Annotated in this window: 19 protein-coding genes; 5 read left to right on the top strand and 14 right to left on the bottom strand. The window is 70.9% G+C overall.

Annotated elements, in window-relative coordinates:
• Nucleotides 1-36 precede the first annotated feature (36 nt).
• The 10 genes from ACZ6CL_RS24090 to ACZ6CL_RS24045 form a co-directional block, all read right to left on the bottom strand.
• The gene (locus tag ACZ6CL_RS24090; protein ID WP_468938589.1) at nt 37-567 is read right to left on the bottom strand and encodes an SRPBCC family protein; all 531 of its coding nucleotides are present in this window, start codon (nt 565-567) and stop codon (nt 37-39) included.
• 14 nt (nt 568-581) lie between these two features.
• On the bottom strand, nt 582-1,223 hold the full coding sequence (locus ACZ6CL_RS24085) for an isochorismatase family protein (RefSeq protein WP_468938586.1): 642 nt from the start codon (nt 1,221-1,223) through the stop codon (nt 582-584).
• 9 nt (nt 1,224-1,232) lie between these two features.
• The gene (locus ACZ6CL_RS24080) at nt 1,233-2,030 is read right to left on the bottom strand and encodes a 2,3-dihydro-2,3-dihydroxybenzoate dehydrogenase (RefSeq protein ID WP_468938585.1); all 798 of its coding nucleotides are present in this window, start codon (nt 2,028-2,030) and stop codon (nt 1,233-1,235) included.
• 82 nt (nt 2,031-2,112) lie between these two features.
• The gene (locus tag ACZ6CL_RS24075) at nt 2,113-3,357 is read right to left on the bottom strand and encodes a 3-deoxy-7-phosphoheptulonate synthase (RefSeq protein ID WP_468938583.1); all 1,245 of its coding nucleotides are present in this window, start codon (nt 3,355-3,357) and stop codon (nt 2,113-2,115) included.
• On the bottom strand, nt 3,339-5,387 hold the full coding sequence (locus ACZ6CL_RS24070; protein WP_468938580.1) for an anthranilate synthase family protein: 2,049 nt from the start codon (nt 5,385-5,387) through the stop codon (nt 3,339-3,341). The genes ACZ6CL_RS24075 and ACZ6CL_RS24070 overlap by 19 nt, the downstream gene beginning before the upstream one ends.
• Nucleotides 5,388-5,455: 68 nt before the next feature.
• Nucleotides 5,456-6,439 carry a ParB/RepB/Spo0J family partition protein gene (locus tag ACZ6CL_RS24065; RefSeq protein WP_468938577.1) on the bottom strand — a complete coding sequence of 328 codons (984 nt, stop codon included), beginning with the start codon at nt 6,437-6,439 and terminating at the stop codon, nt 5,456-5,458.
• A 474-nt stretch (nt 6,440-6,913) separates the two neighbouring features.
• The gene (locus tag ACZ6CL_RS24060; RefSeq protein ID WP_468938575.1) at nt 6,914-8,173 is read right to left on the bottom strand and encodes a cytochrome P450 family protein; all 1,260 of its coding nucleotides are present in this window, start codon (nt 8,171-8,173) and stop codon (nt 6,914-6,916) included.
• A gap of 188 nt (nt 8,174-8,361) precedes the next feature.
• Complete coding sequence (locus ACZ6CL_RS24055) at nt 8,362-9,732, bottom strand: amino acid permease (protein WP_468938574.1); 1,371 nt, start codon at nt 9,730-9,732, stop codon at nt 8,362-8,364.
• A gap of 36 nt (nt 9,733-9,768) precedes the next feature.
• Nucleotides 9,769-11,958, bottom strand: coding sequence for a phage holin family protein (locus ACZ6CL_RS24050; protein WP_468938571.1), 2,190 nt, complete (start codon nt 11,956-11,958; stop codon nt 9,769-9,771).
• 167 nt (nt 11,959-12,125) lie between these two features.
• A complete protein-coding gene (locus tag ACZ6CL_RS24045) occupies nt 12,126-12,476 on the bottom strand; it encodes a helix-turn-helix transcriptional regulator (protein WP_468938569.1) in 351 nt (116 codons plus the stop codon).
• 134 nt (nt 12,477-12,610) lie between these two features.
• Here ACZ6CL_RS24045 and ACZ6CL_RS24040 point away from each other — a divergent pair, with 134 nt between their 5' ends.
• The 5 genes from ACZ6CL_RS24040 to ACZ6CL_RS24020 all read left to right on the top strand — a co-directional run bounded on the left by ACZ6CL_RS24040 (nt 12,611) and on the right by ACZ6CL_RS24020 (nt 15,844).
• Nucleotides 12,611-13,309: an ANTAR domain-containing protein gene (locus ACZ6CL_RS24040; protein WP_468938568.1), complete on the top strand. Its 699-nt coding sequence runs from the start codon at nt 12,611-12,613 to the stop codon at nt 13,307-13,309.
• Nucleotides 13,310-13,319: 10 nt separating this feature from the next.
• A complete protein-coding gene (locus ACZ6CL_RS24035) occupies nt 13,320-13,934 on the top strand; it encodes a hypothetical protein (RefSeq protein WP_468938565.1) in 615 nt (204 codons plus the stop codon).
• 75 nt (nt 13,935-14,009) lie between these two features.
• Nucleotides 14,010-14,528 (top strand): hypothetical protein, encoded by a 519-nt coding sequence (locus ACZ6CL_RS24030; protein ID WP_468938563.1) that lies wholly within the window; start codon nt 14,010-14,012, stop codon nt 14,526-14,528.
• Nucleotides 14,525-15,010: a GNAT family N-acetyltransferase gene (locus tag ACZ6CL_RS24025; protein ID WP_468938561.1), complete on the top strand. Its 486-nt coding sequence runs from the start codon at nt 14,525-14,527 to the stop codon at nt 15,008-15,010. The genes ACZ6CL_RS24030 and ACZ6CL_RS24025 overlap by 4 nt, the downstream gene beginning before the upstream one ends.
• A 216-nt stretch (nt 15,011-15,226) precedes the next feature.
• Complete coding sequence (locus ACZ6CL_RS24020; protein ID WP_468938559.1) at nt 15,227-15,844, top strand: SUKH-4 family immunity protein; 618 nt, start codon at nt 15,227-15,229, stop codon at nt 15,842-15,844.
• A 499-nt stretch (nt 15,845-16,343) separates the two neighbouring features.
• Here the strand turns inward: ACZ6CL_RS24020 and ACZ6CL_RS24015 are convergent, their stop codons facing one another.
• The 4 genes from ACZ6CL_RS24015 to ACZ6CL_RS24000 all read right to left on the bottom strand — a co-directional run bounded on the left by ACZ6CL_RS24015 (nt 16,344) and on the right by ACZ6CL_RS24000 (nt 19,426).
• Nucleotides 16,344-16,973: a CGNR zinc finger domain-containing protein gene (locus tag ACZ6CL_RS24015; protein ID WP_468938557.1), complete on the bottom strand. Its 630-nt coding sequence runs from the start codon at nt 16,971-16,973 to the stop codon at nt 16,344-16,346.
• A 119-nt stretch (nt 16,974-17,092) separates the two neighbouring features.
• Nucleotides 17,093-17,944 carry an enoyl-CoA hydratase/isomerase family protein gene (locus tag ACZ6CL_RS24010; RefSeq protein WP_468938555.1) on the bottom strand — a complete coding sequence of 284 codons (852 nt, stop codon included), beginning with the start codon at nt 17,942-17,944 and terminating at the stop codon, nt 17,093-17,095.
• Between the two features lie 6 nt (nt 17,945-17,950).
• The gene (locus ACZ6CL_RS24005; RefSeq protein ID WP_468938553.1) at nt 17,951-18,868 is read right to left on the bottom strand and encodes an alpha/beta hydrolase; all 918 of its coding nucleotides are present in this window, start codon (nt 18,866-18,868) and stop codon (nt 17,951-17,953) included.
• Between the two features lie 120 nt (nt 18,869-18,988).
• Nucleotides 18,989-19,426: a nuclear transport factor 2 family protein gene (locus tag ACZ6CL_RS24000; protein ID WP_468938552.1), complete on the bottom strand. Its 438-nt coding sequence runs from the start codon at nt 19,424-19,426 to the stop codon at nt 18,989-18,991.
• Between the last annotated feature and the right edge of the window lie 69 nt (nt 19,427-19,495).

Below are 19,495 nucleotides of genomic sequence, written 5' to 3'. Positions count from 1 at the left end.
GTGGCGTCACCCTTCCGCGTGCGTCCGCGTGCGCCGTCAGGAGGCGGTTTCGAGTGCGGCCTTGATGCGGGCGAGCGACTTCCGCATATCGCCGTCGATTTTGTCCGACCAGTCGTCGAGGAATTTCTTCACCTCGGCGTCGCTCATGCCGTGGAGAATTCCCCGCATGCCTTCGGTGAGTTCGCCCATCCAGAAGGCGTGGGTGAGCGCGCTGCCGTTCGCCGTCGGCTCGATCGTGAACGACCATACGCTCTCCTGGGCGCGGCCGTCGCCGGTGCGCATGGCCCAGCTGAACACGCGCGGAGCGGCGGATTCCACGACCTCGCATTGGGTGGTCCAGTCCCCGCGCACGACCGGCGCCCAGGCGACCACATCCGGCTCCCGGTGATTGCGCGCGGTGAACACGGAGCCGACAACCGCCGGTTCTCCCTCGGTCCACTCCCCGCCCAGGCATTCGGGACTCCAGTCACCACTGTGGGCGAGGTCGCTGACATAGGCGAAGACGGTGGCGGGATCGGCGCGGATGTCGGTGGTGGCGTCCACCCGGAACGTTTCCGTGGAACTCATGGGTCAGCACCCCTCTAGCGGGCGGCCAGGAAGTCGAGCATCTGCTCGGTGGTGTGAATCGCCGCGCAGCAGCGCGCGGCATAGTCGAGCGCGGACCGGTGGTGGTCGGCGGTGAAATCGGCGAGCGCGTCCGCCACCAGGAACGGCTGGATATCGGAACTGAAGGCGTCGACGGCGGTCATCAGACAGCCGACATGGGCGTAAACCCCGCACACGATCAATTGATCGCGGCCGGACTTCTCGATCAGATCACGGAGTTCGGAGCGGACGAAAGCGCTGTAACGCCATTTCGTCAGCACGGTGTCCCCGTCCGCCGGCCGCAGCGGTTCGACGATCCCGGTGTCCCGCTCGTGCGCGGACATGCCGGGGCCCCAGAAGTCGTACAGCAGTCCGCGCTGGGCGCGGTCCATGTCGCCGGGCTGGGCCGAGTACACCACCGGGATGCCGAGCGCGGCCGCCCGGTCGCGCAGGGCGCGGGTGTTGCCCAGCAGCTCGCCGTACAGGGCGCTGCCCCGGTCGTAGGGCGCCAGGAAGTATTCCTGCATGTCGTGGAAGAAGAGGACGGCGCGCTTTGGGTCGGGCCGCCAGTCGACCTGGTTCTTCGGCAGATCGGCCGCGGTCGGCATCGGATAGGGCGCGATGACGGGAATGCCCATGGCCTTTTCTCACACCCCCAGAATGGCGCCGCCGTCGACGCACAGGTCCTGCATCGTGATGTGCCGGGCCCGGTCGGAGGCGAGGAAGAGCACGGCGTCCGCGATGTCGCCAGGTTCGGCGATCCGGCGCAGCGGGATTCCGGTTTTGTACGTGGCCATCGAACCGTCGAGGGTGGTCTGCTGGTCGGCCTCCGAGGACCACAGCGATCGCAGCATGTCGGTGTCGGTCGAACCGGGCGAGACCACGTTGCAGCGGATTCCGTATTCCGCCAGTTCCAGTCCGAGGGATTTGGTGTAGAGGGACGCGGCGGCCTTCGACGCGCCGTACGCGGCCATATGAACCCTGGGTATCCGTCCGGCGTTGGAGGCGACGGTCACGATGGCACCCTCGCCGCGTTCCCTCATGCGCGAGGCGACGGCCCGGGAACAGTGGAAGACGCCGTCCAGATTGATCGAGAAGATGGCCCGCCAATCGACGTCCGACATCTCCAGGGCGGACCCGGCCCGCATCACTCCGGCGGCGTTCACCAGCAGGTCCACGGCGCCGAGTTCGGCCTCGATCAGGTCGACGACCTCATTGATCCGCTCGCTGTCGGTGACATCGGCGGGAAAGGGGATGGCGGTGAGGCCGTCCGTCGCCATCTTCTCCACCAGATCGGTCAGCCGGTCGGCGTCCCGGTCCACGGCGGCCACCAGGGTTCCCTGGCCCGCGAGCGCCCGTGCGATGGCGGTTCCGATTCCACCGGCCGCGCCGGTGACCAGGGCGACCCGGCAGGCGATATCGGGAGTGTCCTTGTGCTCGGTCAAATCCTCACCTTCCTTGGAGAGAAGGGCAGCCGCCGGTCAGGGCGGAAAAGCGTCGGCGGATGTATTCCGAGTCTACGGATTCCTATGCGCGAATCCAGGTGCGCAGCAATTCGGCGGCCTGGTCGGGATTCAGGCGCGGATCGCACAGCGTCGTATAGCGCTCGGCCAGTCGCTCGACCCCGTCGACCTTTCCGCCGAGGCATTCGGTGACATCCATCGCGGCGACTTCGAGATGGAGTCCGCCGGGGTGCTCCCCCGCCCTTTCCAGGACTCTCTTGCAGCGGACCGCCTCGTCCACGACGGCGTCCAGGTGACGGGTCTTCACCCCGCCCGCCCGGACGGTGTTGCCGTGCATCGGGTCGCTCAGCCAGACCGCCCGGTGGCCCCGCGCCCGTACGGCGGCCACCAGCGGCGGCAGCAGTCCGGTGACCCGCTCGGCGCCCATCCGCGCGATGAGGGTGAGTCTGCCGGGGGTCCGGCCCGGGTCCAGCAGCGCGCACACCTCGGCGAGTTCGGCGGGGTCGGTGGTGGGGCCGAGCTTGAGCGCGACCGGGTTGGCCACCTGGGACAGCAGCCGCACATGGGCCGAGCCGGGCGCCCGGGTGCGGTCGCCGAGCCAGGGCAGATGGGTGGAGCCGAGGACGCGCTGCCCGGCCTCGGTGCGGACGAGCGCGGCCTCGTAGTCGATGACCAGCGCGTCGTGGCTGGCCCAGGGCCCGTCGGGGAACGGTCCGGCGAGACGCCCGGCGGGTGCGGCGGCGCGGCGGTCCCGGTCGCGGGCCAGGACCCGTAACACCTCGGCGCTCGCCTCGTACGCCCGCACCATCCGCCGTGGATCGTGTGCCCGCGCCGCGGCGGTCGGGGCCTCGCCGTTGACCATGTGGCCGCGGAAGGCGGGCAGCGGCACCCCGTCGACGTCCTCGAAGGGCTGACTGCGCGGCTTGGCGAACTGGCCGCCGATCCGGCCGACCCGTAACACCGGCCCGTCGTCCGCGAGTTCACCGGCGAGGGCGTGCAGCACCGCCGTCTTGGCGCGGACGTGGTCGGCGCCGGACTCCTCGAAGCTCTCCGCGCAGTCGCCGAGCTGGACCATCCGCGCGCCGCCACCGGCCACCACCGCCAGCGCCCGGCGCAGCCGGTCCAGTTCGGCGGCGGTCACCAGCGCGGGCGCGGAGGCCAGGGCGGCGCGGCTCGCCATGTAGTCGGGGTGGGCCTTCCACTCCGGCTGCTGCGCGGCCCCCGCCGCCTCGGGCCCGGTCGCCCCTTCGGGCCCGGTGTGTCCGGGCGCGGCCCGGGTGCCGTCGCCGATCACCGCTCGGCGTCGCATTCGATCAGCTCGGCGGAGCGAGGTCCGGCGGGGCGAGCGCCGGGCCCGGGGCGGCGCAGCGCCCAGCCGAGCAGACCGGCCAGGAGATCGGTGCCGTTTTCCGTCAGCACCGACTCCAGATGGAACTGGGTGGCGGCGAACCGTTCACCGCGCACCGCGTGCACCTCGCCGGTGGCCGGGTTGCGGCACAGCTCGACGGCGCCGTGGGCGAGTGGGGAATACAGCCGGTCGGCGGTGTGGCGGGCGGCGTACGAGTTGTAGAAGCCGACCGGCTCGGACCGTCCGAAGAAGTCGATACGGCGCTGAGTGCCCTGGTTGGGCCGCTCCCGGGGGAAGAGTTCGAGCCCCAGCAGCGCGCACAGCACCTGGTGGCTGAGGCATTCGCCGACGAACGGGATCCCCCGGGCGAAGAGCCCGCCGATCAGCTCGGCGATGCCGCGCACCTTGGGGTCGGCGGTGGCCCGGGGGTCGCCGGGGCCCGGCCCCAGCACGACGCAGTCGCAGCCGTCGATGTCCTCGGCGCGGACCGCGTCCCAGGAGCGGATGGCGGCGTCCAGGCCCAGCGAGCGGGTCTGGTGGCCGAGCATGCCGGTGAACATGTCCTCGGCGTCCACGATCAGCACCCGTCCGGCGCCAGGACCGGCCCACCGCACCGGCCCGTCGTCCTCCTTGCCCAGCCAGAAGGCCGACAGACCGGCGTTGCGCCGCTCCAGCGCGCTGATCACCTTGGGGTCGTGGGCGAGTGGCGCGCCGCCGCCCGGGGGCCGGACCGGTGTCGTGAGCCCCGCCCGCGGCTCCAATCCGGTGGCGGCCAGCAGCGCGTCCACCTTGGCCCAGGTCTCGGCGACCTCCGCTGAGGGCCGGGAGTCGCGGACCAGGGTGGCGCCGACATCGACGCGCAGGGCGCCCTCGCGGCTGATGTCGGCGGTGCGGATCAGGATCGCCGAGTCCAGGGTGGCCCGGCCGGTGGTGTCCCGGCCGAGGAGGGCGAGGGCGCCGCCGTAGTAGCCGCGTCCGCTCTCCTCGTGCCGGGCGATCACCCGGCAGGCGTTCTCCAGCGGGCTGCCGGTGATGGTCGGCGCGAACATCGTCTCGCGCAGCACCTCGCGGACGTCCCGCGACGTGGCGCCCTCCAGCAGGTATTCGGTGTGCGCGAGCTTGGCCATCTCGCGCAGATAGGGGCCCCGGGCCCGGGCGCCGCCGTCGCAGACCCGGGAGAGCATCTTCAGCTCCTCGTCCACGACCATGAAGAGTTCGTCGGTCTCCTTCTGGTCGCCCAGGAACTCCAGCACCCCGTCCAGGTCCGCGCCGGAGGGCGGATAGCGGTAGGTGCCGCTGATCGGGTTCATCCGCGCGGTGCCGCCGTCGACCTGGACGTGCAGCTCCGGGGAGGCGCCGACGAAGGTGCGCTCACCGGTGTGCACGACGAACGTCCAGTAGGCGCCCGACTCCATGGTCAGCAGCCGCCGGAAGACGGTCAGGGCGACCTCGGGCCGGTAGTCGGTGAGGGTCGCCCGGAAGGACCGCCTGATGACGAAGTTGGAGCCCTCACCGGCCCGGATCTCCTGGTCGAGGATCTTCTCGACGACCTTCTCGTAGTCCTCGTCCCCGATGTCGAACCCGGCGTCGCGCAGGTCGACTTCGGTGTCGGGGAGCAGATCCAGGGCTTCCTTGACGGAGAGCGCGGCGCGCCGCTCGGCGGTGAGCGCCAGGATCGGTTCGCCGTCGTCGTTGCACGCGTAGCCGCGCTCGGTGACCTGGCGGAAGGGGATGACCGCCAGCACCTCGGCCGGTCCACCGCCCCCGGCGCCCGCCGCGCCCGTGTCCGCGTCCGCGTCCGCCGGTCCGGGACACGGAAGTTCGGCGAGCGTCGCCACCTCGGCCACCGGCCCGGTGAGCACCTCCACCTCCTGCCCGCCCGCGCCCGCTCTGCGCAGCAGGGCGAACGGGGGCGCGTCGGACGCCAGCGTCGAGTGGAGGAGGTCCTGGGCGTCCGTCGCGCGGAAACCCCTGACTTGATGGATCGTCATGCCTGCCTTCCCTAGGCGCCGAAAAGCGAATGGGGAATGGGGAGTGTCGTCCGGATATCAGCCGGATGTCAGCCGGATGCCTGCTGGCTGGAGCGCTGCTCCAGCTCCGTCGCGAAGTCCTGCCACGCCCGGCTGCACTCACGTGCGGCCGTGGCGATCAGCTCCACGCGGTGCGGCGGGACGTTGTCGCTGATCCGGGTCCACTCTTGCGGCCCCACCGTGCAGGCGTCCAGCAGCCGCAGCAACGTGCGGCCCGACTCGGAGAGCCGCAGCGACGGGTCCTTGCGCAGGTTGTGGAGCAGGGCGGGGAGGTCGGGGGCGCGGTCGGCGCCGTCGATCCGGGCCACCGCCTTGGGCCCCAGCGGGGTCGCGGTGGCCGCCGCCCTGGGCTCACGGCGCACGGGCCCCGAGGGGGCCTCACCGCGCCGCAGCCGGTCGCGGACGTCCCGCACGGTGGCGGCGCAGACCCCGGCCTCCCGGGCGACCTCGCGCAGTGAGACGCCGGGGCGCTCGGCGAGTATCCGGCCGGCCTGGATACGGCCTTCGGCGGCGTCGACCGGGCGCTCCCGGCCGTCGCGCCCGACCCGGGTGCTCGACTGGGGAATTTCCCCACTCGCACGGCGGCGGATCGCGCCGACCGTCTTATGGGAGAGCCCGGTGACCGAAGCGATGGCTCGATCGGACCATTCCGGATGGGAGTTGATGATACGTTTGGCAGCGGCATTCCTGTCGGCGCGCGGCAAGGGAAGTCCGTGCGAGACGTTTGCTTTGACGGCGAGGACGAACGCTTCCTCGTCATCGCATTCGCAGAAAATCGCCTCGATTTTGCCCTGACCACGCAGATCCGCAGCCTGGACCCGATGCATCCCGTCAATGACGTGCATCGTCCTGCGATTGACCAAAATGGGCGGCAGTTCGGCGTCCGACTCGGCGAGGAGACGGACATGTTCGGTGTCCGCGCCCGACAGCCGTGGCGAATCAAAGTGCGTTAACTCGCTCAGGGACACCATTTCGGTGGACCGCTGCGCCATGATCTCGGCAGTGTCAGCCATGAGCTGACCATTCATGTGCCTATCCCCCTGTGACAATCCGGTGCTTCATGGAAGACAGCGATGGACGAAGACATCAGGAGGCGTACTACCCATGGAGGGCTGGGCGCTGGACGACAAGCCCAGCCACATCGACGCGAAGGTGCAGTAATGACCGGCTCAAGGCCACCCCCGTGGACTTCCGCTTACCCCGTCTGTCGTATGGAACACGAGCCCCCTGCCCGTACCCGAAGTGCCGACTCCCACACGTCGGCCAGTTCATCGGAGTTCAGGACGGCAGATATTGATAAGGCTCATCCCGGGCCCAACCGGGATTGTTGACGAAACCGCGATACTTATCGTTGCGAGTTAACATCAGTTCCAAGACCAAGCGACCGTAGCAGTCGCCGCGCGGAGTACGCAACCAAAACGTGATCGGCCGTTTTATGGTCAACTCACGCTTTGCGAGGTATGCCAGGCGGGTGGCCCGGAGAAGATCTAGCGGCGCAGCCGGACCGGCAGTTGCTGATGTCCATTGGAGATGAACGACTCCAGCGGACGTAGCTCGGCGGCCGGTACCGCGAGGGTGAGATCGGGAAAGTGTTCGAAGAGCGCGCGCAGCCCGATGCGGCCTTCGAGCCGGGCCAGTTCCGCGCCCAGGCAGAAGTGCGGACCGTATCCGAACGCCAGGTGCTCGCGGCGGGTATCCCGCGTAAGGTCGAAGTGCCCGCCGCGCTCGCCGTGGACGCCCGGATCGCGTCCCGCGGCGGCGTAGTTGATGACGATGGGGTCGCCCTCGCGGAAGGTCAGCCCGGTCGCCGCGTCATGCACGTCCTCGATCGCGAAGCGCATGATGATGGTGGCGATCGGCGCCTGGTGGCGCAGCGTCTCCTCCACCGCGTCCTGCCATGGCACCTTTCCGGAGCGCAGCAGGGCGAGTTGCCGGGGGTGGGTGAGGAGATTGACGATGGCGTGGTCGAGCAGGTTGACCGTGGTCTCGTGTCCCGCGCCGATCAGCAGCAGCATGCTGTCCATCAGCTCCTGCTCACTGAGGCGGGAGTCGGTCTCGTCGTCGTGCGCGTCGATGAGCGCACTGGTCACATCGTCGCCGGGAGATTGCCGCTTGATGGCCAGCAACTCGCTCAACAGCCGGTACAGCTCACGGGTGTTGGCCTCGGCCTCGGCCTCCGAATGCCCGGTCGCGAAGACCCCGGCGATCGCGGTACGGAAGTCGTCGTGCAGCGCTTCGGGGACCCCGAGGAGCGTGTTGACGACCATCAGCGGCAACACCCAGGCGAAGCGCGACCGCAGGTCCACCACCGCGCCGGGCGCGGCGGCCTCGGTGGCGTCCAGCCCGTCGAGCAGGGATCCGGTGATCTCCTCGACGCGCGGCGCGAGCGCCCGCACCTGGCCGGGCGTGAACGCGGCGCCGACCAGACGGCGCAGCCGGACGTGTTCGGGACCGTACGCGGTCAGCGCGTTACGGACGTCCATCCAGATGCGTAGCGGCCACTTGGGCGGAATGCGTTCCTCGATGTAGGCGTCGGGCCAGTGCCGGTAGGCGTCCTTGGAGATCCGGCGGTCCGTGAGCAGCCGCTTCACCAGGGCCGGGTCGGTCACGGCCCATGCCACCACCCCGCCGGGCAGCTCCACCGGCGTCGCCGGACCCAGATCCCGCAACCGGTCCCCCTCGGCGTGGATGTCACCCGCGGTGGGGTCGAGCCGGAAGGGGCAGCCGGTGCTCAGGTCGACATTCATGGAGAGAAATTTTCGCGCAATTGCGGCGCGTGCGAAAAGAGGAAAGTCTCGGGAAAGAGCGCAACTTCCTCCCCCTCGACCTCATCCGCCGCATAAGAAATACGGCGTTTCAGCGGGGAATTCGGCGACGCTCGCCGCATATCCCGACGGAATACCGAGCGGGCAAGAAGACGCGACGCGCCCCGGCGTTACGGAATACCGGCCTCCGCCGCGGCGCCGTCCCCGGCCGCCTTCTCGTCCGTTCCCTGGCGCTGGCGGCGGGCCGCGATCACCACGTACACGAGCACCCCGGCGAACAGGAACAGCACGCCCTGGTACACCGCCGCGTACCCGGCGCCCGAGACCAGCCAGAAGGAGAAGCCGAAGCCCGCCAGCGCCAGCACCAGGTCCCAGACGAAGCGCCCGGTCCGGACCTCGTCGCGGCGGCCCGACAGCAGGAAGTACAGCTGGGCACCGGCCGCCAGCAGGTAGGGGACCGTCGCCGAGAAGGTGGTGATCAGGACGAGGGTCGCGAAGACGCCGTTCGAGCCCGAGGTGTAGTTGACCACGGTGAGGAGCGACGCCAGGATCACGCCGATGATGACCCCGGCCGTCGGCACCCCGCGCCGCTTGGCCGCGAAGACGGCCGGGAAGAGCCCGTCCTGCGCGGCCGCGTACGGCGCCTGGGCGCTCATCAGGATCCAGCCGTTGAGCGCGCCGACGATGGACACCACGGCGGCCACCGCGATCAGCGTGCCGCCCCAGGTGCCGCCGAACATCGCGTCGACCGCGTCCGAGAAGGGGGCGGTGGAGTTCACCAGGTCCTTGTGGGCGACGGTGCCGAACACCGCCACCGTGCCGAGGAGGTAGACCACGGCCGCGCCGACCGTGCCGAGCACGCTGGCCCGCCCCACGTTGCGCTCCGGGTTCTCCATCTCGCCCGCGCTCATCGACGCCGACTCCACGCCCAGGTAGCTGTAGAGCAGGATCGCGGCCGCCGCCGACATCCCGCCGAGCGCGCTGCCGCCGCCCGCGTTGAAGGGGCCCATGTTGTCCGGGTCGAAGAAGAAGAGCCCGACGACCGCGACGAAGAGCAGGGGGAGGAACTTCAGCACGGTCGACACCAGCTGGACGGCGCCGACCCAGCGCGTCCCCGCGAGGTTCGCGAGCCCCGGCAGCCACAGCACGAGCAGCGCGATGGCCAGGTCCACGCTCTTGGACGGGTGCCCGGGGGCCAGCACATGGACGTAGCCGACCGCCGCCACCGCGAGCGCCGCGTTGCTGACCCAGGTCATCGTCCAGTACGACCACGCCGACAGGAATCCCGCGAAGTCACCGAAGGCGGCGCGGGCGTGCACATACGGCCCGCCCGTGCTCGGGTCGCGCCGCGCGAGCCGCCCGAAGACGAGCGCGAGCGCGATGGCACCGACCGTCAGGACGACGAACGCCAGCAGGCTGAGGGTGCCGTACGGGGCGACGGAGGCGGGGAGCAGGAAGATGCCGCCGCCGATGATGTTGCCCATGACGAGGGCGGTCGCCGTGGGCAGGCCGAATCGGCGCGTGTGGTGCTGGTCGAGCATGTGAATATCGTCATGGACGATGTACGGTGCACCAAATCACCGGGCTTTGTCCGGCAGGACGGGGGCGGCGGCCGGAAATGGTACGGCCGGAGGACCCGGAATCCGGGATTCCTTCGCGGGATCCTGCGCACCGTCAGACACGGTCCGTTCCGGTGGCGCCGCCTTGGCCGGAACCTCCGCCGCCTCCGCCGGAACCTCCGGCCCGTCCGCCTCCCGCAGCCAGCGCCGCAGCACCGTGTGCACCCGCTCCGCGCCCACCAGCTCCTCCCCCGCCGCGACGGGCGCGGAGAGCTGGACCGGCCACAGCAGAAAGGGGTGACCCTGCTCGCCGCCGAGCCCTCCGTGCGAGCCGATCTGCCCCTCGAACGCGTGCACCTCGCCGGTCGCCGCGTCGTAGGCCGAGTTGACCATGATGTCGGGGGTGTTCCGGAAGTGCGCCGTCCGCCGTACGGCAGCGGCGGCCCCGGGCCCGAAGACCGCGAGCGGGCTCTCCTTGATCACCCGGCCGGTGTCGAGATGGTGCTCGGCGCCCTTCGCCCCCAGCACGACCGCGCCCTCCGTTTCGGAGCGGACGAGCAGGAAGCCGACCCCGGGGTGGTTGGCGAGGGTGTGCAGCAGCGCGGGATGGCGCCGGTCGATGGCCTCGCGGCTCATCCGGCCGGGGACGTCGGGGAACGAGACCAGCCCCAGGTTCCCGGAGGCCAGCACCACCGGCCGGGCCCCCTCGGGTCCCGCTTCGTCCTTCTCGGGCCGGTGCAGCGCCGCCCGCGCCGCCTCGCGCGCCTCCGCCCCGCTCACCGTGCGCCCCGCCGCCTTCGGCACCGGCAGCCCGCACCCGGCGCGCACCAGGTCCTCCAGCGTCAGCCCGTACGCCCCCGCGAAGGTGGCCCCCGGGCTCTGGCCGTGGTCGGACAGCAGCACGATCCGGTAGTCGCGCGGCGCCCGCTCGGCGACCTTGGCGATCAGCTCGATCGACCGGTCGAGCCGGGCCAGCACCTGCTGCGCGTCGCGGCTGCGCGGTCCGGAGTGGTGCGCGACCTCGTCGTACGCGACCAGGTCGGCGTAGATCGCGGTACGGCCCGCCAGGATGTCCCCGCTCACCGCCGCCACCACCACGTCCCGCTCGACGACCGTCGCGAACGCCCGGATGAAGGGGTACAGCCCGCCGCGCCCCACCCGGGGCGACTCCCGGCGCAGCTTGGCGCGGGTGGACTGGCAGATCTCCCGGACCACCTCGGCCGCGAACGAGGCCGCGGTACGGGTGGCGTTGGCCGGGTCGGAGAAGTACGCGAAGTAGCCGCTGCGGGAGCGGTTGTGCTTGCTGCGCCGGGCCGCCACGGAGAGGACGAGCGCCAGCTCGTCGGCGCCCCCGGTGAACAGGTTGCCCCGGCTCGCGCCGTCCACCGTCAGCAGCCCGTCGTGTCCGGCGCGGGCGGCGGCGCGGCGCTGCAACACGGCCGCGCTCGTCGGCCGGTTGCTCACCATCACCTCCCCGCTCTTCTTCTCGTACCAGCGGAAGGCGGGCACGTCCTCGTTCGAGCCGTGCAGGATGCCGAGCTGGCTGGCGCCGGTCTGGCTGGACCAGTCGGTGCGCCACGGCGTGACGGTGTGGGTGCCGCCCACCCACGCCGACACGGTCTCCATGACGGGCGGCCTGTTGTCCCGTGGCCGCAGCGCGTCCCGGAGCACGGCGTGCCCGACCCCGTCGAGCTGGAGGAACACCGTCCCCGGCGGCCGCTCCCGGCCGCCGTCCCCGCCGCTGAGGCGCCGTTCGCGATCCGCGAGCCGCGCCAGCCGCCGCCGGTACGCCCCGTCGTCCCGCACCGTCAGGAACGTGCTCGTCGCCGAGGACGCGGCCGACATGACCGCCGCCACCACGACCGCCGTCTCCGGGGCGACCGTGCCCCGCCCGTCGGGGATCAGGCTGATCGCGAGCAGCAGCAGCGACCCGTTCAGCACGAACACCAGCAGCCCCAGCACGAGCGCGGGCATCAGCAGCAACGCCCGTACCAGCAGCGGCCATACGAGCGCGCTCAGCACGCCGAACGCACCGGCGCCGCTGGCGGCGGTGACCGCGATCCTCGTCGCGCTGTCGCCGTCAGCCGCCTGCAGGCGGAAATCGGGCAGGATGCCCGCGAGTGCCAGCATGGTGAGCGTCGACACCGCCCACACGGCCGCCACCCGCAGCAGGGCTCCCCCCACGGTCTTCCATCGGGGCTTCTGCACGCCGTGGCCTCACTTCAGACTCCGGTCCGCGCTGGGCGCGCGGACCGGCTTCCAGCGTTACACAGCGCGGGGCCGTCCCGGCGGGCACGAGGTGACGAGGAGCGGACCATTCCGCTTACGGCACGGTCACGGCCGAGGCCCGACTCGTACCGTGCGACACTCGCCGGTCAGGCGGAGGTGTGGGACCGGGCGTGGCTCTCGGGAGCCGTCGTGCGTTCGGCCTCGTCCTGGACGAGCCAGGAGAGCAGCGACGCGACGGTCAGTCCGGCTTCGGCCGGGTGCCGCAGCACCTTGCTCGGGTCGAGCTGGTACGTGTTGGTGCGGCCCTCCCGGGTGTGGGAGAGGTATCCGTCCCGCTCCAGATCAGAAATGATCTTCTGCACGGCGCGTTCGGTGAGTCTGCAGTGCACGGCGATATCGCGGATGCGGGCGTTGTGGTTGTCCGCGATGGTTGCCAGCACCCGTGCATGGTTGGTCAGGAACGTCCATCCGGTGTGTGGCTCGGGCACTTCATCCATGGTCCGACTTTAGCCACTGGCCATACACGTATCCAAAAGCACGTAACTCATTTCATGTATCGGTTGACGTATGTGGGACAGGTAGGTGAATCTGAAGGCCGAGGCTGGCGATCAGACAAGGGGAGGCCACGGCCATGCCGGATCCTGCACGGCCCGTCGTCGAGAAGGACGTCAGGCACGCGGAGAGTGACGGCAAGCCGACGGGGCTCATGTCCCGTCCGGCAGCCAGCGACGTCGCGCCGGACGGCGACCGGATGCGCGTGAGTCTGCGGGGGGAACTCGACCTCGGCGGCCAGATGCTCCGGGGTGACCTGCGCGAAGCGCTGCGCAGGTCGGGCAGCGGCATCGATCTGGACCTGACCGCGCTGACATTCTGCGACTGCTCCGGCCTCAACATGCTGCTCGACCTGCGACGGCGGGCCCTTGACCAGGGCAAGACGGTCGCCATCCGCGGCAGCAGCCCGGCCGTCGAGCGGCTGCTGGACATGACCGGCACTCGGGCTCTGTTCGCTCACCCAGGCCCCGACGACCAGGGCACGGCGCCCACCGCCGCGGAAACTGAGCAGGATCTCTGCACCGAGGTGCTCCAACTGCGCCGGGCCATGCGGACCCGGCCGACGATCGACCTGGCCCGCGGCATGCTGATGGCCAACTACGGCCTGAGCCCCGAAGCGGCCTGGAACGTGTTGGTCATGACCTCCCAGAACACCAACATCAAGCTGCACCGCTTAGCGCGGGACCTGGTCACGCTTCAGGGAGGCGAGCTGCCCGAACCGATCCAGAAGCACCTGGCGGCCGCGATCGCCACGGCGAACCGCACGCCCGCCCCGTAGAGTCATGCGCATGCCGACCTTATCGCCGCGGCGGCGCAGACGCCTCGCCGCTCTCCTCCTGGGCCTCGCCCTGCCCCTGACCGCCTGCGGTGAGCAGCGCGTCACGGCGGCCGATGCCGCGAGCACTCCCGCGAGCGCTCCCCCGAGTTCCAGCCCCAGTCCCAGCCGCGGCCCTTCCGGCGCCTCCCCCTACGTGGAACCGGGAGTCATCGACGGCGCCCCGCACAACGGCGAAAACAACGCCTACCGCCGCCCCGGCGAGATGTCCCCCGCCAGCGCCGAGGACGCCCGGAAGGAAGCCGCCCGCATCGAGCCCGTGCTCAAGCGGCTGTGGCACCAGAAGAAGTGGGACCCCAAGAGCGTGCGCGCGGCGCTGCTGGGGCTCGGCTACGAGGAGGAGCGGACCGGCCCGAAGGGAGAGCGGCTGGGCGGAACGCTCACCGTGCGGGGACTGGATTCGCGCTACGAGCGCGACCACTACGTCACGCCCGAGGGCTCCAAGGTCGGACTTCGCGTCCACGACGACGCGTGCGTGACGGCGTACTTGCAGAAGACGAACTTCGCGGTCAGCGCCAACGGTCCCTACATGGAGACCGGCTGCTTCATGCCGCCCTCCGGCCACTGAGTCGGCCTTACGGCAGGGTGAAGCCAGACCCGCGCCCGCTCCTTGTCCTCGCGGAACACCACGGATAATAGGCGCATGGCCGACCACGAGATACTGCCGTCCGCCGTGGACGCGGACGCCCTGCTGGCCCTGTCCCGCGAGCACCACGACCGGATCGCGCGGGCCTGGGGCGCCCGCGAGGCGGGCGGGCATCTGGTGAAGGTGTACTCCGTGCAGGCGCCCGGGCGGGCCGTGACCGAGCAGGACGTGGCCGCCGCCCTCCGCCTCGCGGGCACCCATCTCGAACTCGGCGCCCTGCGCGGCTCGCTGGGCCTCGCCGTGCTCATCGTGCACGCGGGCGGCGACGGCGACTACGTCCTGATCCACACCTGGATCGAGGGCTACATGTCCGACCTCGCCGTCTTCTCCGGCCCCGCCGGGATTCCCGACGCGCTGCGCCCCGGGCGCGTCGGACTCGCCCCGTGCGTGTGGGAAGCGGCGGTCCTCGCCCATGAGCGCGAGGCGTTCTCGCGCCACCTCCTCGACGGCGACGGCGCCCTCGCGGACCGGCTCGCCGCGTGGCAGGCCGACATCCTCGAAGGCGGCGTCCGATGACCGCCACCGCGCACGTCCGGCGGGCCCGCCCCGCCGACCTGCCCCGGGTCGCCCAACTCGCCGCCGAGCACGCCGCGTACGAGCGCGCCACGCCGCCCACGCCCGGCCTCGCCGAACGGCTCGGCGCCCTCCTGTTCGGCACCGCCACCCCGCGCCTGCACTGCGTGGTCGCGGAGCGTGCCGACGGCGAGGTCGTGGGGTACGCCACCTGCGCTCCGGAGGTCTCCACTTGGGGCGGCCGCGCATACCTCCACATGGACTGCCTCTTCCTGCGCTCGGGCAACCGTGGCCTGGGGCTCGGCGCCCTGCTCATGGACGCGGTCACCGCCCACGCCCGGGACCTGGGCCTCACCCAGATCCAGTGGAACACCCCCGTCTGGAACGAGGGCGCCGTGCGCTTCTACGAACGCCTGGGCGCGCGGGCCGAGGAAAGGCAGAGGTTGCGCTACACCCTGCCGGTCACCGAGCACCCCGCCGATTGACCCATGTTTCGGCCAGAACCCGGGCGTTGCACCCGTTCTGGTCCTGGCCACGATGAACACGGTGTTCTACCTGGCCGTGGCGCGGCTCCCGCTGTCCAGCGGTGGCCGCGATCGAGTTCCTCGGGGTCATCGGGCCGGCCTCCATCGGCGCCCGGCAGTCGGCGACGCCACGCTCCACCATCACCGCTGCCGCCCTCACACATAGGAGTTCCGTAAGTGCTTTTCGACGTCACCCGCAGCGAGCTCGTCGACATCTTCGGCGAGGACCGGGTCGCGACCGTGCCCGCCACCGCCTTCCCGCCCGCCGCCGCGGACACCGAGGGTGCCCGCCTCCTGCAGACCGTCGGCGCCCCCACCGGGACGCTCCTGCTGCGTCAGCCCGACGAAGACGACGGCCTGCTGCCCCTCGTCCAGGACGTCGTCTCCATCGAGGACTTCGAGGACGCCGCGGAGGGCGCGGGTGACTGGCCCGTCATCGGCTGGCTGCTCAACGCGCACCTCGCCCTCGCCCCCGTATCCGGCAAGGTGCACGCCTTCGACCCCGACGAGGAGACCGTGGTCGAACTCCACGCGGACGTCTCTTCCCTCGTCCAGGTCACCCTCCGGCTCCAGCGCCTGCTCGAGGAGTTCACCTTTAGCGGCGACGAGGACGAGGAGGAAGCCGACTTCGAGCGCCTGGACGGCGAGGTCGATCGCATCCGTGAGGAGACGAACAGCATCGATCCACTCCCCTTCCAGGACGACGAGACCGTCTGGTCGGTAGTGGGCGACGAGATCGCCATGGGCCAGCGCCGCAAGGCCAGCAGCCCGGGAACACGCTCGCTCTATGGGTGATCGCCGGCCGATGTCGCCCACGAACCGCCTTGGGCGCGGCTCGGTTTGAGGGACGGTGATCACGCCGCGAGTGCGAAGCCGTCGCGGTAGCGGACGGCGCCGGCCAGTCGCCCTCCGCGGGCACCTCACCGGTCGCGACGCGCACAACCGGCGGCAGACACCTGGGCAGATCGTACGGATCCGCATCCCGCACGGCCGCCGGATCGAACTCCGGTTCAGCCACGTCGTGTTCGGCGCACACACGGGCCAGCGTCGCCCGAGTGACCACCAGATCGGACAGCTCCCCCTCGGCGGCAGCGATCCACTCGTTCAGCGCGGCCAGCCCGGCCCGCAGCTCTTCCACTCGCTGCCGGGCCGCCTCCTCGTGCTGCTTCAGCGGCGCCAGCAGTTCCTGCTCCACGCGTCCCTCCCGGCGATGCCGCCGACGCAATTGCGCCGGGCCCAAACTCCGCACCGTCCAAGGGCTTACCGGTCTTCCGGAACGCGAAACTCCTGCTGATCACCGTCCCTCAGACCGAGCCGCGGCCTTCGGGCTTTGCTGCTTCTGGCGAGCGCGGTAGGCGCGCAGGTTGGCGGCGTTGCCGCAGATTTTCACGTCGTGCCAGACGCCGCTGTTGTTGCGTGAGCGGTCGTAGAAGGTCACCGCGCAGCGCGGGTTGCGGCATACCTTGAGGCGGCGGCGGGTGTCGGCCCGCTGTCCTTCGAACGCGGCGACCAGTACCAGGGAGGCGATGCGCCGCCATCCGGTGCCGCGTGGTTCGAGATGCACCTGTCCGTTCTCGTCGAGCTGCAGTGCGGCGGTGGCGGTGTGCAGCACGGGAACGGCTGCCGGATCGCCGGCCTCCGGCGGTGGCATGGCGGTGAGGCGGTGCAGTTCGTCGCGGAAGGCGCGCAGCTCGGCCAGGCCATCGGGGTCGGGGACCATCTGCGGGACGGGCTGCCCGGTGGCCTGGGCCCAGGCGGCCGCGGCCGCGCGGGCCCAGACACGCGAGGAGGCGTCGTCGGCGAGCAGGTCGGGCTCGGGCGGGGTGCCAGCCGGGGCGGTGTTGAGGAGATCCTGCACGAGGGCGAGGCCACCAGGGGCGGGGGTCAGGCCGTACCGGCTCGTCGCGGGCCAGGGCGCCGTCATGGCGAATCCACCTCCTGGTTCGGGTCCGAAGCGTCTCGTCGAGTACGCGAAGTGTCTCGTTGAGTACGCACGCGTGCGGGTGCGTTTCCTACTCTTCCACAGCCGCCCCTTCCCGCAGCTCAGCGGCCCTGGAAGTCCAGGGTGGGGCGGGGGCGGCCGGCCCGCAGGGCCGCGGTTGCGCTGGTGAGTCCTTCCTGCACGTCCTCGCTTGCGAAGAGAGGAATGGCCAGGTCGAACAGCTCGCGGTCGGCGGCGGCCACACCGCCGGTGGCCCAGGCGCGCAACAGGGCCTTGTGGGCGGCGTGCGCGAGGGTGGGGCCCGAGGCCAGGCGGCGGGCGAACGCTTCCGCCTCGGTGCGCAGCCGCTCGTCCGGTACGACGCGGTTGATGACACCGGCCTCGCGCATCGTCTGGGCCGGGACCTTCTCGGAGGTCATGGCCCACTCCATGGCGCGCGCCCGTCCGGCCCGCTCGGCGACGCGCTGGATGCCGCCCATGAGGGTGAGGATGCCGAGTGACTGCTCGGGGTGGCCGAAGCGCGCGGTCTCGGCCGCGTAGATGACGTCGGCGCGCAGGGCGAGTTCGAAACCGCCGCCGAGGCACAGGCCCTGTACGGCGGCGACCACGGGGATCGGAAGCTTCTCGAACTGCTCGTATGCGCTCCAGTAGCGTTCGAAGGTGGCACGCAGCTCACGCGGGGACATGTCGGCCCACGGTACGAAGTCGCCGCCCCAGCTGAAGTCGTCGCCCTCCGCGGTGAGGAGCACGGCGCGGGCGTCGCTGCGGGTAATGGCGTCCGCGGCTTCGGCCAGTTCCTCGCCGAACTGGATCGTGAGCCGGTTCTGCGGCGGGTTGGTCAGGGTGACGGTGGCCAGCGCACCGTTGAGACGGTGGGTGACATGGCGGGGCGATGGGCTCTGCCCGGTGGCGGGGGCGGCGGAAATGACGGTGTTGTCAGGTGCGGCGGACACGGGGGTTCACTCTCCTGTACGTGTGAGATGGGTACGGAAGAAGTCGGTGGCTGCATCGCGGGCGCGGGCGAACTCCTTGCCGTACGGGTCGAAGTGGCCGCCGGGTATCAACTGCAGTCGCTTGGGCTCCAGGGCCCGTTCGAAGGCGGCCAGCTCGGTGTCGGTGAGGGTGATGGTGTCGCGCTCGGCGACGACCATCAGCAGCGGCGTCGGGGAGACGCGGCCGATGAAGACGCCGGGCTCGTACATCCGGGCCTTGCGGGTGGAGCGGACCGTGACGCGGTTGTCCCAGTCGGTGCCCTCGGGGAGGTCCTGGAGGTAGAAGTCGACGGCGTCCGGGGCGCGGTAGGAGGCCGGGACGGAGGGGTCGGCGCTGACGAGGGCCTGGGTACGGGGCGGCTCGCCGCGCAGCTGAGCACGTTCGTCCTCGTCCAGCATCGCCTCCAGCGCCGGGACGTTCTCGGGCACGACACGGCGCTTGGCCTGCTCGTACCCGCTGACGGTGGGCACCTGGGCGACCACCGCCCGCAGCCGGCGCTCGGTGGCGCCCAGGACGAGGGCGTGGCCACCGGCGTAGCTGGTCCCCCACAGCCCGATCCGGTCGGGATCGACCTCGGGCCGGGATTCCAGGTAGGTGAGGGCGCGGCGCCAGTCGTCGATCTGCTGCCAGGGGTCGATGTCCTGGCGCGGGGTGCCGTCGCTGGCGCCGAAGCCGCGGTGGTCGTGGACCAGTACGGCGAAGCCGGCGTCGGCGAAGGCTTCCGCGAAGGGGAGGATGCCCTGTTCCTTCACGCCTCCGTACCCATGGGCCATGGTGATCGCGGGGTACGGCCCTGCCGCTTCGCCGGGCAGATACAGCACACCGCGCAACGTCACCCCGTCCGGGGCGAGGAACTCCACGGGTGACGGTGCGGGTCGGGTCATGACTGGTTCCTCCAAGGGATGAGGTGTTGCCACTGCTCGATGACGCAGTGCCGTGTGGCTGCCGGGCACCTGTCATGCGACAAGCGGGGCAAGATGCGCCGACTGTTCGGACACCGGCCCTCAGGCGCGGTAGAAGTGGTCGCGCCCGACGAGGTCAATGACACGATCGCCGAGCTCGTTGGAGAAGGCGAGCAGGTTGTCCAGGGGGCGGTGCTGAATGACGACCCGGACGATCTTGCCCTCATCGTCGACGGTCAGGATGGTGGAGCCGCGCAGCTCCTTGCCACCGAACGCCTTCGCCTCCCACTCGATGCAGCTGCGGGAGCCATCAGTGATCTCGTACGTGAAGACGAGATCCTCGTAGATGCCGCTTGCGGCGCCCATCACGTGCTTGACGTTGTCCCGCCCCTCGACGGGGCTGCGCAGAGCGGACGCCTCAAGGACGATGTCCTCGGCGAAGGCGTCGGCGAACGCCTTGGCGTCCTTGGCGGCGAACGCCTTGGTCCACGGCTGAGCCTCCACCTCTTCGGTGATGTTGGTCTTGGCTGTCTCGCTCACGAGGATCACTCCTGTCTTGATGCGGGCGCCCCGGCAGGCCGGGTGGCGGCCCCTAGAGGATCCGTAAGA

This window comes from Streptomyces sp. NPDC041200, assembly GCF_055591805.1.
This window is presented reverse-complemented; position numbering and strand designations above follow the sequence as displayed.

Coding starts and splice junctions, on each gene's coding strand:
- ACZ6CL_RS24015 (WP_468938557.1), bottom strand. CDS start 16,973: ATGACGGCGCCCTGGCCCGCGACGAGCCGGTACGGCCTGACCCCCGCC.
- ACZ6CL_RS24045 (WP_468938569.1), bottom strand. CDS start 12,476: ATGGATGAAGTGCCCGAGCCACACACCGGATGGACGTTCCTGACCAAC.
- ACZ6CL_RS24025 (WP_468938561.1), top strand. CDS start 14,525: ATGACCGCCACCGCGCACGTCCGGCGGGCCCGCCCCGCCGACCTGCCC.
- ACZ6CL_RS24085 (WP_468938586.1), bottom strand. CDS start 1,223: ATGGGCATTCCCGTCATCGCGCCCTATCCGATGCCGACCGCGGCCGAT.
- ACZ6CL_RS24030 (WP_468938563.1), top strand. CDS start 14,010: ATGGCCGACCACGAGATACTGCCGTCCGCCGTGGACGCGGACGCCCTG.
- ACZ6CL_RS24075 (WP_468938583.1), bottom strand. CDS start 3,357: ATGCGACGCCGAGCGGTGATCGGCGACGGCACCCGGGCCGCGCCCGGA.
- ACZ6CL_RS24005 (WP_468938553.1), bottom strand. CDS start 18,868: ATGACCCGACCCGCACCGTCACCCGTGGAGTTCCTCGCCCCGGACGGG.
- ACZ6CL_RS24055 (WP_468938574.1), bottom strand. CDS start 9,732: ATGCTCGACCAGCACCACACGCGCCGATTCGGCCTGCCCACGGCGACC.
- ACZ6CL_RS24040 (WP_468938568.1), top strand. CDS start 12,611: ATGCCGGATCCTGCACGGCCCGTCGTCGAGAAGGACGTCAGGCACGCG.
- ACZ6CL_RS24065 (WP_468938577.1), bottom strand. CDS start 6,439: ATGGCTGACACTGCCGAGATCATGGCGCAGCGGTCCACCGAAATGGTG.
- ACZ6CL_RS24090 (WP_468938589.1), bottom strand. CDS start 567: ATGAGTTCCACGGAAACGTTCCGGGTGGACGCCACCACCGACATCCGC.
- ACZ6CL_RS24060 (WP_468938575.1), bottom strand. CDS start 8,173: ATGAATGTCGACCTGAGCACCGGCTGCCCCTTCCGGCTCGACCCCACC.
- ACZ6CL_RS24070 (WP_468938580.1), bottom strand. CDS start 5,387: ATGACGATCCATCAAGTCAGGGGTTTCCGCGCGACGGACGCCCAGGAC.
- ACZ6CL_RS24035 (WP_468938565.1), top strand. CDS start 13,320: ATGCCGACCTTATCGCCGCGGCGGCGCAGACGCCTCGCCGCTCTCCTC.